At 71.0% G+C, this 11,834-nt stretch carries 10 protein-coding genes; 4 read left to right on the forward strand and 6 right to left on the reverse strand.

Features of this window, described 5'->3' with window-relative positions:
• Positions 1-44: 44 nt before the first annotated feature.
• Together ACWDX9_RS51705 and ACWDX9_RS51710 are read right to left on the reverse strand one after the other, a co-directional pair.
• Complete coding sequence (locus tag ACWDX9_RS51705; protein WP_449969103.1) at positions 45-3,215, reverse strand: CARDB domain-containing protein; 3,171 nt, start codon at positions 3,213-3,215, stop codon at positions 45-47.
• Between the two features lie 99 nt (positions 3,216-3,314).
• Positions 3,315-5,021, reverse strand: coding sequence for an asparagine synthase-related protein (locus ACWDX9_RS51710; RefSeq protein WP_449969105.1), 1,707 nt, complete (start codon positions 5,019-5,021; stop codon positions 3,315-3,317).
• A 349-nt stretch (positions 5,022-5,370) separates the two neighbouring features.
• Here ACWDX9_RS51710 and ACWDX9_RS51715 point away from each other — a divergent pair, with 349 nt between their 5' ends.
• Positions 5,371-5,574, forward strand: a complete 204-nt coding sequence (locus tag ACWDX9_RS51715) for a hypothetical protein (RefSeq protein ID WP_449969108.1) — start codon at positions 5,371-5,373, stop codon at positions 5,572-5,574.
• A 20-nt stretch (positions 5,575-5,594) separates the two neighbouring features.
• On the opposite strand, the gene ACWDX9_RS51720 is transcribed toward ACWDX9_RS51715, so the two are convergent.
• Entirely contained in the window at positions 5,595-6,608 is a 1,014-nt protein-coding gene (locus ACWDX9_RS51720; protein WP_449969111.1) for a zinc-dependent alcohol dehydrogenase, read from the reverse strand.
• 227 nt (positions 6,609-6,835) lie between these two features.
• On the opposite strand from ACWDX9_RS51720, the gene ACWDX9_RS51725 reads away from it, so the two are divergent.
• Both ACWDX9_RS51725 and ACWDX9_RS51730 read left to right on the forward strand, forming a co-directional pair.
• Positions 6,836-7,519: an SDR family NAD(P)-dependent oxidoreductase gene (locus tag ACWDX9_RS51725; protein WP_449969114.1), complete on the forward strand. Its 684-nt coding sequence runs from the start codon at positions 6,836-6,838 to the stop codon at positions 7,517-7,519.
• Between the two features lie 90 nt (positions 7,520-7,609).
• On the forward strand, positions 7,610-8,545 hold the full coding sequence (locus ACWDX9_RS51730; protein WP_449969116.1) for a LysR family transcriptional regulator: 936 nt from the start codon (positions 7,610-7,612) through the stop codon (positions 8,543-8,545).
• On the opposite strand, the gene ACWDX9_RS51735 is transcribed toward ACWDX9_RS51730, so the two are convergent.
• The gene (locus ACWDX9_RS51735) at positions 8,515-9,306 is read right to left on the reverse strand and encodes an aminotransferase class IV family protein (RefSeq protein WP_449969118.1); all 792 of its coding nucleotides are present in this window, start codon (positions 9,304-9,306) and stop codon (positions 8,515-8,517) included. The genes ACWDX9_RS51730 and ACWDX9_RS51735 overlap by 31 nt on opposite strands.
• A 149-nt stretch (positions 9,307-9,455) precedes the next feature.
• Between ACWDX9_RS51735 and ACWDX9_RS51740 the strand changes: the two genes are divergently transcribed.
• The gene (locus ACWDX9_RS51740; protein WP_449969120.1) at positions 9,456-10,286 is read left to right on the forward strand and encodes a helix-turn-helix transcriptional regulator; all 831 of its coding nucleotides are present in this window, start codon (positions 9,456-9,458) and stop codon (positions 10,284-10,286) included.
• Here ACWDX9_RS51740 and ACWDX9_RS51745 read toward each other — a convergent pair.
• Both ACWDX9_RS51745 and ACWDX9_RS51750 read right to left on the reverse strand, forming a co-directional pair.
• Positions 10,273-11,649 (reverse strand): L-serine ammonia-lyase, encoded by a 1,377-nt coding sequence (locus tag ACWDX9_RS51745; RefSeq protein ID WP_449969123.1) that lies wholly within the window; start codon positions 11,647-11,649, stop codon positions 10,273-10,275. The two genes, ACWDX9_RS51740 and ACWDX9_RS51745, sit on opposite strands and share 14 nt — an antisense overlap.
• Positions 11,646-11,834: sarcosine oxidase subunit gamma family protein (locus ACWDX9_RS51750; RefSeq protein ID WP_449969126.1), on the reverse strand; the 189-nt coding region annotated here is incomplete at its 5' end. The genes ACWDX9_RS51750 and ACWDX9_RS51745, both read right to left, overlap by 4 nt.

Here is an 11,834-nt window from a genome sequence, read left to right on the forward strand (position 1 = left end):
CGCGCCCCGGCCCGCGGCGGGGTCGCCGCGGCGGGCCGTCCGGCTCAGTAGCGTTCGCTCAGGTTGAGGTTGATCTCGGTCAGTACGGTCGTCGCCTTGGTGTACGTGAGCAGGTGCGCGAGGTCGTCCGGCAGCAGGAGCGTGGCCTGCGCGTGGCGGGCGGCCTGGGCCACCGACTTCAGCTCCAGCGCGGCGGCGACCAGCGAGGAGATCTTCGTCGCCGCGTTGATCCGCCGGTCGGCGAGGTTGAGGTAGGTCGTCAGCATCTGGGCCCGGAGGAGGTCCGGCTGCCTGATCGAGAGGCCGAAGACCGCGTTCACCTCGGCCCGGGTGAGCGCGCCGTCCGGGGCCGAGCCGTCGGCCCCGTCGAAGCGGGAGTCGGTCGCCTGGATCCGGGCCAGCAGCTCGGCGCTCTGCCGGTCGGGGTGCAGCTGCCAGGACAGCTGCGGCCACGGGTTACGGGTGGGCGGCACCTCGGTGACGGTGGTCGAGGCCGTCGCGGTCACCGGCTCGTAGACGCACCCGTTCCCGTTCCGGTACGAGACCGAGGCGGCGTCGGGCAGCTCGTCCCCGGCGGCGAACAGCAGGCTGGGCCGGGCCGTGAACCGCACACCGGAGGTCGCGCCGCCGTCGATCGACCCGAGCGACCAGGTGAGCGTGGTCGTGCCGTCCGGGTTGGCGGTCACCGATGAGGGCTTGGGCCCGGTGCCCTGGTCGAGGGCCCGGCTGTAGGCGACCTCGGCCGGGAGGGTGTCGGTGAGGGTCACATCGGTGGCGGTGCCGCTGCCCGCGTTGGCGACCTTCAGATCGATCGTCATGGCCTCGCCCGCGTTGACCGTCCGCGGCGCGGTCTTGGCCAGGGTGAGCTTGGGGGCGTGCGCGGTGGTCTCGGCCTTGGCGGTGTTGTTCGCCGTGTTCGCCTCGGCTCCGCCGCCGGTGTCCTTGGCGGTCACCGTGGCCGTGTTGGTCAGGACGGTCCCGTTGGCGGTGTCGCAGGGGATCGCATAGGTGAACCTCGCGGTCGTGGACACTCCCGGGCCGAGGTAGGGCACCTGGCGCGTCTGGGCCGCGCCGCCGGGCGGGGTGTCGGTCAGCCCGATCGCCGTCGCCGCGCCGGTGCCGACGTTGTCGAGTTTCACCTGGTACGTGAGGGTGTCACCGGGTTCGGCGTCGCGCTTGTCGACGCTCTTGGTCGTGGCGATGTCGGGGTCGTACTGGTTGAAGAAGGAGACCTCCTGCCGCAGCACGGTGGCGAAGTCGAGCTCGCTCTCCGGACTTCCGCCGGTCCCCTTGCAGGTCGGCGCACTCACCGGGTAGCTGCTGCAGGCTCGCCCCTTGCTGTCGGGCGAGTTGCCGGCCCGGAACCTGACGGCCGCCCAGTCGTTGTGATCGGTGAGGGTGGTCTTCTCGCCGCTGCCGTTGATGTCCACGCTCACCCGGGTCGAGTCGATGATCGGGACGCCGGTGCCCGTGGTGGTGTTGTCGTTCCAGTTGAGCGGTCCGTTGCCGATCCCCGCTCGCCAGGGCCTGATCGAGCTGTCGGGGTGGGCGAGGTTGTCGGTCATCCAGAACGTGTAGTCGGTGCCGTCGCCTATCCCGTTGCTCTCCAGAAGCGAGCCCTCGACCAGGTCGGGAAGCTTCCCGGTCGAATACCCGATGCGGGTCGCCCCGGTCTTCCAGGTCCCGATGTCGTTGACGAGCAGGGGCGGCGGGCTGTTGGGGATGCCCGACTGGAAGAAGTAGTTCATGACGCTGGGGTAGTTGGGCTTGTAGTTGTCGTCGGTGTCGTCGCCCTGGGGCAGGGCGCCGCCGTGGGCCAGGCCGAGCGCGTGCCCGAGTTCGTGCATGAGGGTGCCGGCCTGGTCCTGCACGGTGCCGACCTCGGCGTCGGCCTTGCCCGTTCCGGTGTCGAGCACCTGCACGTCGGTGCGATGCGCGCTGGTGGTGTCGCAGGTGCCGTCGCCGCCCACCCGGATCGCTGTGCCGACCATCTGGTCGTCGCCCGCCGGCTTCGTCTGCAGGACGCCGTCGCCGCCGTAGTCGACGCCGAAGTCCGCCACGCATGTGGTCCGCCACGAGCCGAGGGTGACGAGAAAGTCCTTGTTGTTGTCCCTTTGGAACTCGCAGCACTCGCCTGAGGTCCCCGGAAGGGTCTTGTCCCCGTCCTCGCGGCTGACGATGAGGTCGTGCCCGAAGATCGCATAGTGCGCGTACAGGGACAGCTCATGGCGGAGGTGGTCGTTGCGAGCGGAGACGAACTCGGTGTCGTTGACCAGTCCGATGGCCGGTTGTTCGTTGAGCCGCGCGCCCGGGATGTAGACGAAGTCGACGCCGTCGGGGCGTGCGCCGTACGGGCACGGATTCGCCGCTCGGACCGGAGCGTTCTTGAAGGCGTTCCTGACCAGGGTGATCGCGTCGCCCTTGGGCTGGTGGGAGTGCCTGGCGTCGGCCATGTAGTCGACCTGCAGGATGATCGTCTTACGGCACGGGTCGGCGCCCAGCGCCGGCAGGTCGGCGAGGACCGTGCCGTTGCGGTCGCGGATCCCCGAGAGTTCGACGATGTCCGGGATGCCGTCCTGGTCGGTGTCGGGAGGATCGGTGGTGACCGTGATGCCGAGCCTGGTCCTCCTGCCGTCGTTGTCCTTGGGGAAGCCGTGGTCGCCGTTGCCCTCGACGCAGCTCTGGCCCTTGAAGTCGCCGGTGGAATCGATGCACGGCGTGCCGAAGACGATGCCGTCCCCCGACAGGGACCGGGAGCGGAAGTCGTAGACGAGGTTCAGCTCGATGTCCTGGGGTTGAGGGCTGATGTCCATCCTGTCGTCATTGGTGTTGAGGGCGCTGTCCCAGTCCCACAAGCTGACGGTGATGTCCACGGTCGGCTTGTCGCCGGGCAGGTCCGACTTGGTGAAGACCCAGCCGTCGGGCGCCTCGGGCAGGCCCTTGGGCGAGAACTCGTCGTCCTCGATCCGCGGGCCCACCTGGATGGGCCCGTCGGCGATCTGGACCTTCGGGTAGTAGTCCCCGTCTTTCAGGCCCCCGCCGTCCGGGTTCTCGATCTGAAAGAGATAGTCGATGGAGAAGGTCAGCGAGATGTTCGGGGCCGGCGCCGCCGCGGCGGGCGTGGTCAGGGCCGGGATCGATGCGGCGAGCAGCGCGCCGATCGCCCCGGACGCGAGCCGCCGGCGCCACGTTCTCGCTCCATGGTTGAAGCTCACGGTCGTTTCCTCCAGGAGAGTTCGCCTTGCGGAGGATCGTCCGGCTTCTGGGCCCGGCCGCGCATGAGTAACCCCTACTCAATGTCGGGCCGCCGCGCCCTACATCTTTGGGATCTCGATGCGTACCGGATCCGTGCCCGTCGGGGGCTCTCCCGGGAAGACTCCGGTGAGCAGGGCGGCGACCGTGTAGAGATTCCAGGCCAGCGCGGGCTGCTTCACCACGGGCTCGGAGAAGAAGGCCTTCAACTCGTCACCGCGTACGAGGGGGGCCAGAGCGTCGGCGCGTTCGAGCACGAACGCTGCGAGCAGGGCGGAAAGGCGGGGCCCTGGGCTGGTGCGCCAGTTCCAGTTGTTCCCGCGCTTCGGGGCAGGCGTGGCGGGGGTCGCCTCGGGTGGCTTCCGCTGCCACCATCTGCGCGGCTTGTCCGCCTCCCCGGCCTGGAAACGCCAGGGCTTGCCCTCCATCTCGATCTTCTGCAGCCCGGGGGCCAGCCGGCTGATCAGCTCGTAGACGACCTCTTCCGAGTGGCGCCACTGCTGATCGAGCGAAAGCGCCTCGACCACCACGCGGTTGTCGAGGAACGGCTGAACCGGATCCCCACGCCGCAGCGACCCGACCCGGGCCGCGGCGTGCCAGCGTCCCACCCGGTAGGTGACGTATAGGTGGTCGAGCACTTCCCACGGATTCTCACCGACCCGGCGCAGCCACGGCTCCGCCAGGTCGCGGGCGTGCTCGTTCGCCTCGCCGGTGAACAACGGCTCGTTCTTGAGGAAGAAGTCGCTGACCCTGCGGCGCATCGCCTTGTCGGTGGTCTGCCCCTGGCTGTAGAGGAAACCGCCTCTCAGGATCTCGCCGCTCTGCCCGGACATGGTCGGCATCGTGGAGTACGGCCGGTAGTCCACGATGCTCTCGTACGCGGAGGTCATGCCTTCGCAGGCGCGGACGACCTCATACGTGCGCGCGCTCGGGTGCGGGACGAGGACGGCGTCCTTCGCCTCGGTCCGCACGGGCGGGATGACCGTGTGCTGGATGCCCAGCCGGGCGGCGATCGCGCCCGCGATGATCACGTCCGGGTGCGTGTCGAGCCCGTTGGTCGTCGCCCGGAAAGGGACGCGGCCCGCGTGCAGCAGCGCAGCCATCAGGCGGCTGTCGCGCCCGCCCGTCAGCGCCAGGTTCACCGGCTCGGAGACGGCCCGCAGCGGCTCGACGGCGGCGACGAGGGCGTCGCTCAGCTGCGTGATCGCCCTGCGCCTGGCTCTCGCCGAGGCCGGCACCGGCTGCGCCGCCGGCAGCGGACGCGTGGCGACGCTCCTGCGGCCGTCCTTCACCGTGACGACGGAGGACGGCCCGAGCGCCGTCACCCCTCGGTAAGGCGTCTCATCGGATAAGAAGTATCCCTGGCGGACCATGCTTTGCAGGGCGAGCTCGTGCCAGGCGACCTTTCCCCCGTTGGCCACGAGGTGCACGTGCAGGGCGCGGTTTCCCACCACGTGCACGTCGTCGTTCTCGGCGTGGAAAACGGAATGGGCCCGGGTGCTCGCGGTGGCGGCCTGAATTTCCTCCGCCGCCACCCGGATCACGGAGAAACAACCGGAGAGATCCGCCATCACCTCGCTCAGTCCGGGCGCTTGAGCGAGGCGCTGCACGTCCTGGCGCGCGGCGAGCGTGCCGCTCACGACGAGGCCGCCACGGTCGTGCCGCAGGATCAGCGGCGGGCGTTCATCGGCGCCTTCCTCATTGGACCAGGCGAGCAACGCGGCGCCCGCGCCGGCCCATTCGTCGGTGTCAATGGTTTCCAGTGGCACCGGAAATACGTCACCGATATGCGAACGAGCCACGGCGAGATATCGGCTGAGATCCACCCTGTGGCGTTTCGCGGCCACGCCCAAGAATACGCGCATGCAGCCCCCCGTATCCGCGCTTCCGTTCCCGGAGGAGAGTAGAGTGCGGACCGAAACCTGTCAAACAATGGAAATGCCGCCGTTTTGCCGAAGAGAATGCCGTCGGATCCGATCAGCGGCTGCTAACCTGTCCCGTCAAATGACTACGGAAGCGCGCGTGCCTTTGCTGAGGCGACGGAGTACGGTCTGCCTGCTGGCCCTGGCATTGGCGGTGGTGCCGACACTCGGCACCACCGCCCCGTTGGATTGTCCAGTGCGACCACTCGCTGATGCCCACAGCTTCGCGCTGCCGGAATGGTTCGAGCAGGAGTTGCGGAAGGACGCGCTTCCCCCGCCTGACCCGGATCCATACGCGACGGTGCCGGGCGGCTACACGCCGGACGTGAAGGCGGGGACCGTGGCGCCCATCGGCGTCGAGATCGTGGAGCCGCCGGGCTGTCCTGAGATCAGCGACTGACCGGTGCGGCATCGCCGGGCTCATCGTCGCGGATCGATGTGGACCTTCGGGCCCGGTCCGGCGTCGGCGGGGCGGTGGCCGGCCAGGATGTCGGCGGTCTCGGCCAGGCCGACCGTGGCGGCCACGAGCGGGCGGGCGTCGACCGAGCCGTCGGCGTAGGCGGCGATGGTCCCCGCCAGCCCGGCCGAGCCGCCGAGGATGCCGACGGCGGTGACGTCCTTGAGGAGCAGCGCGCGGGTGTCGAGGGTGCTCGGGGTGCCGGCCAGGCCGATGTAGACCACGCGCCCGGCCGGTTCGACGAGGTCGACCGCGAGCGCGGGCAGCTCGGGCGCGTTGGAGGCGTCGATGACGGCGTCCCACCGCAGCTCCGGCAGCGACGGCCGGGTCCACGTGCCCGTGAAGCCCAGGGACTGTGCCAGGCGCAGCCCGTCGAGGTCGCGGCCCAGCAGGTGGACCTCGATCCCCTGCGAGCGCGCGAACAGCGCCGCCAGCAGGCCGATCGCACCCGTGCCCAGGATCAGCAGCCGCTCGCCGGGCCGCAGGCCGGTGCCCTGGACGGCGCGCAGCGCGTTGCCGCCGGGCTCGACCAGCGCGCCCAGCGTGAGGTCCATGCTGTCCGGCAGCGCGTGCAGCGCCGTCGCCGGTACGGCGAGTCGCTCGGCCAGAGCTCCGGAGCGGCCGAGGCTGATGCCGATCTCCGACAGCTCGGCGCAGACGTGGTGGCGGCCGGCTCGGCAGCGCTCGCAGTGCCCGCAGCCGAGCATGGTGTCACCGGTGACGCGGCGGCCCAGCCAGCCGGCGTCCACGCCTTCGCCCACGTCGGTCACGCGACCGCACCACTCGTGGCCGGGGCGCAGCGGGTACCACGACCGCCCGGTGTGCAGGTAGCTCATCTCGCCGGTGAACAGCTCCATGTCGGTGCCGCACACCCCGGCCCGCTCGACGTCCACGACCACCTGCCCGGGCGCGGCGACCGGCGGCTCGACCTCCTGGACCTCGGCCTTGCCCGGGCCGGTCAGGACCAGCGCGCGCACTACCGAGCCCTCACGATCTGCGGGCGCCGGTCGCTGGCGTCGGTGTGGCGGACGGGTTTCCCGGGGCGGGGCACAGATTCCAACATGTTCCGAACGCTAGACCACTGTTCCGAAAAGTGGAAGTTCTGCTCAATGGGAGCTTCCTGCGGGAAGTGGGTATCGGCTAATCTCGCAAGCAACTTCCATAAGATAAATCTTCGTTCCAACTATTGGAATGAAAGGATCTCATGACCTCCTCCCGCACCGCCATCATCACCGGAGGCGTCAGCGGCCTGGGCAAGGCCGCCGCCCTCCGGCTGGAGAAGGAAGGCGTCTCGATCATCACCGCCGACATCGCCGACGGCGCCGACCTCGTCCTCGACGTCACCGACGCCGCCGCCGTACAGGCCGCCGCCGACGAGGTCGGGCCGGTCGACATCCTGGTCAACTCCGCCGGGATCGTCGGCCCCAACGCGCCCCTGTGGGAGATCCCGCCGGACGGCTGGCGGCGCACCTTCGAGGTGAACGTCTACGGCACCTTCCACACCTGCCGCGCCTTCGTCCCGGGCATGCGCGAGCGAGGCTGGGGGCGCATCATCAACATCGCCAGCATGTCCGGCAAGGACGGCAACCCGAACATGGCGCCGTACTCCGCCTCCAAGGCCGCCGTCATCGCGCTGACCAAGTCGCTCGGCAAGGAGCTGGCCACCAGCGGCGTGCTGGCCAACGTCATCGCGCCGGCCGTCATCGCCACCCCGATGAACGCCACCACCGGCCCCGAGGCCCTGGCCCACATCACCGGCCTCATCCCGATGGGCCGCGTCGGCCGGCCCGAGGAGGTCGCCGAACTGATCGCCTGGCTGGCCTCCGACAAGGTCAGCTTCTCCACCGGCGCCGTCTACGACATCAGCGGCGGTCGCGCCACCTACTGACGCCGGGCCGGTCTCCTGCGGGAGACCTGGACGATCAATGAGTCCGACGCATATTTGTCACGTCAGGCGATCGTGATCCACGATTGATCCGTGGAGCTGCAACAGATGCGCTATGTGGTCGCGGTGGCGGAGACGGCGAACTTCACCCGGGCCGCCGAGCGCTGCCGGGTCGTCCAGTCCGCGCTGAGCCACCAGATCGCCCGGCTGGAACGGGAGCTGGGCGCCCGGCTCTTCGACCGCACCAGCCGCCGGGTCACGCTGACCCCCGCCGGCGAGGCGTTCCTGCCCGCCGCCCGGCAGGCCCTCGACGCCGCCGAACGGGCTCGCGCCGAGGTGGCGGCGGCCTCCGGGGAGCTTCGCGGCCGGCTCGCCATCGGCGCGATCCCCACCGTCACGGCGGTCGACCTGCCGAGCGCGCTGAAGACCTTTCACGTGCGCCATCCGCAGGTGCGGATCACGCTGCGCGTCGGGGCGAGCGACGAGCTGGCCGAGCAGGTCCGGCAGGGAGCCCTGGACATCGCGTTCCTCGGGCTGCCGCCGAGCGTGCGGCCGAAGGGCGTCCGGGGGCTCGTCCTGGCGCGGGGCGAGCTGGTCGCGGTGGTGGCGCCCGGCCACCCGCTCGCCGACCCACTGGCCGACCAGCCGGACGAAGCCGCCGGGGTGGACCTGCACCGGCTGTCGGAGGAGGTGTTCGTCGACTTCCCCGCCGGAACGGCCGCGCGCGCCCAGTCGGACGAGGCGTTCGCCGCCGCCGGCGTCAGCCGTGAGGTCGCCTTCGAGATCACGAACGCCGACCTCATGGCGCGGCTGGTCCGGCTGGGCCTGGGCATCGCCATGATGCCGGCCGCCTTCGCGCCCGAACTCCCCGGCGTGCGCGTCGTCGAGCTCCGCGACCCGCCCACCCGGGTGGAGCACCTGATCTGGAGCAGGGGGCGCCCGTCACCGGCCGCCGCCGCGTTCCTGGAGGTCCTGGACATCCGGGCGGAAGGGACGGATCAGGGGGCGGCCGGCGGTTCGGCCCGATAGGCGCGGTGCAGCAACCGTACGAAGGGCTCGGCCTCCGGCAGGGGCACGGAGCCGATCCGGTGGACGGGCACGCCCGGCGTCCACGAGTTCATGACCACGGCCCCGGCCAGGGCGGGCAGGTCGGCGAGGGTGATCTCCTGGGCGCGCTGGGGGACGCCGAGGCGATCGAGCCGCCGGCGGACGACGGCCATCGTGGTCCCGGTCAGCATCTCGGCCACGGGCCACACCACGGCGGTGCCGTCCCAGAAGGCCAGGTTCCAGATCGAGCCCTCGCTGAGCCGGCCGCGGCGGTCGAGGAAGGCGGCGTCGTCGAAGCCCTGGCCGGCGGCCTGGCGGAGGACGTACGTCTTGGCCACCTCGCCGACGTGCTTGACGGCGGGCAGGAAGCGTTCGTGCTCGACCGCCGCCAGCGTCAGCGGGCCCGCCGGACCGGAGGCGGCCGGCCCCGTACGGACCAGCACCTCGGGCTCCCCCTCGGCCACGGTGAACTCGCCCGCCGGTGAATACACCGTGGCCGTCAGCGAGACGTCGGCCGGGCCGGCCCGCAGCGCCGCCCGCAGATAGGAGCGCACCCGATCGTCGGGCACCGCCCGGCCGAACAACTCCATCGAGGCGCGCCGCAGCCGTTCCAGGTGAAGGTCGAGGCCGCGTACCCGGCCTTCGCGCACCTGCATGGCGGTGAAATGCGCGTAGCCCGCGAAGGCGAGCGGCGCCAGTTCCTCGGCGGTCGCAGGATGGCCGTTGCGTTGAGCGGCAAACATTGAAATATCCCTCTTTAGGTGGTGATCAGGGGAATCGAGCCTGCCGCAGCCCGGCCGGATCGCCCAGAGCCCTGCTCCGCGTACGACCGTTGTTCCTACTACTGGCAGGGTCAGCCTTGTTCGTCGTCGTGTGCGTACTATCGGGGGTTATGAGCGAGATCGGCGAATTCCTGCGCAGCCGGCGGGCGCGGCTGCGGCCGGAGGACGTCGGGCTGCCGGTCCTCAGCCGGCACCGGCGCGTGCCGGGGCTGCGCCGCGAGGAGCTGGCCCAGCTCGCCGGCGTGTCCGTCGCCTACCTCACGCGGCTGGAGCAGGGCAAGGGCAACAACGTGTCGGGCGAGGTGATCGGGGCGATCACCCGCGCGCTGCGGCTGAGCGACACCGAGCACGAGCACCTCACCCGCCTGGTCAAGTGCCGGGACCGCAGGAAGTACGGGCCGCCGCCGCTGCAGCAGGTGCGCACCGCGCTCGGGCAGATGCTGGCCTCCCTGGAGGGGGTCCCGGCGTACGTGACCGGGCCCCGCTCGGACATCCTGGGCTGGAACCCGATGGCGGCGGCCCTGTTCGGCGACTGGGACCGGCTGCCGCCCCAGGAGCGCAACTGGGCCCGGCTGGTGTTCCTGGACCCCGGCCATCGGCGGCTGTTCGCGGACTGGGAGGCGAAGGCCGCCGACGTGGTCGGCGCTCTGCGCCTGTACGCCGGCTGCTATCCCGACGATCCGCGGCTGCTGACGCTCGTGGGCGAGCTGTCGGTGAAGAGCGAGACGTTCCGCCGGCTGTGGGCCGGGCACGACGTGAAGGAGAGCAACCACGGCACCCGGCGCCTGCGCCACCCGCTGCTGGGCGAGCTCACGCTCTCCTTCGAGTCGTTGCGGCTGCCCGACGACCCCGAGCAGTCCCTGACCGTCTACCACGCCCCGCCCGGCTCCGCCCAGGCCGAGAACCTGCGGCTGCTGGCCGGCTCCGTCAGCACTCGATGACGTTGACGGCCAGGCCGCCGCGCGAGGTCTCCTTGTACTTGTCGAGCATGTCGCGGCCGGTGTCACGCATGGTCTTGATGGCCTTGTCCAGCGAGACGAAGTGGCGGCCGTCGCCGCGCAGGGCGATGCGGGCGGCGGCGATCGCCTTGATGGAGGCCACCGCGTTGCGCTCGATGCACGGGATCTGGACCAGGCCGCCGATCGGGTCGCAGGTCAGGCCCAGGTTGTGCTCGATGCCGATCTCGGCGGAGTTCTCCACCTGCTCCGGCGTGCCGCCCAGCACCTCGGTCAGCCCGGCCGAGGCCATCGAGCAGGCCGACCCCACCTCGCCCTGGCAGCCCACCTCAGCTCCGGAGATCGAGGCGTTCTCCTTGAACAGCACGCCGATCGCCGCCGCGGTCAGCAGGAAGCGCACCACGCCGTCGTCGCCGGCGCCGGGTACGAACCGCGTGTAGTAGGTGAGCACCGCCGGGATGATGCCCGCGGCGCCGTTGGTGGGCGCGGTGACGATGCGGCCCCCTGCGGCGTTCTCCTCGTTGACCGCCAGCGCGAAGAGCGACACCCAGTCCATCGCGTGCAGCGGGTCCTTCTCCGGCGCCTCCGCCAGCAGGCGCCGGTGCAGCCCGTGGGCGCGGCGGCGCACGCGCAGCCCGCCGGGCAGCACGCCCTCGGAGGCGATGCCGCGGCGGACGCACTCGGTCATCACCCGCCACAGCTCCAGGATGCCCGCGCGGATCTCCGCCTCGGTGCGGCCGAAGGCCTTCTCGTTCTCCAGCATCAGCCCGGAGATCGACAGCCCGGTGTTGGCGCAGTGCTTGAGCAACTCCTCCGCGGTCGTGAACGGGTACGGCAGGACCGTGTCGTCCGCCTTGATACGGTCCGCCCCGGCGGCCGTCTCGTCGACGACGAAGCCGCCGCCGACCGAGAAGTACACCTTCTCCCGCAGGACCCCGCCGTCGGGGCCGAAGGCGGTGAAGCGCATCCCGTTGGGGTGGCCGGGCAGCGAGATCCTGCGTTCGAAGACCAGGTCCTCGCCGACCACGAACGGCACCGGGTGCGTGCCGGCGAGCGACACGGTGCCCGACTCCCGCATGGCGAGCAGCCGGGCGTCGACCGAGTCCACGTCGACCAGCTCCGGCTTCTCGCCGGACAGGCCGAGCAGCACGGCCTTGTCGCTGCCGTGGCCCTTGCCGGTCAGCCCGAGCGAGCCGTACAGGATCGCCTCGACCCGGGCGACGGACTCCAGCAGTCCGTCCTGGCGCAGGCCCCGGACGAACCTGTGCGCGGCCGCCATCGGCCCGCCCGTGTGCGAACTGGACGGCCCGATGCCGATCTTGAACAGGTCGAAGACCCCGATGCTCACGTCACGTACTCCGCCGCCGCGTCCAGCAGCCACTCCGCCAGGTAGGCGGCGAAGGACGAGCGCACCAGCACCAGGAACCCGTCCTCCCGGGGTACGAGCACGACCTGCGCCCGCGCCAGCATGGTCTGCGCGCACCGGCCCGGCCCGAACGCGCGCGGATGCAGGTCGAGTGCGCAGCCGTGGGC

It is taken from the genome of Nonomuraea sp. NPDC003201 (assembly GCF_053590415.1).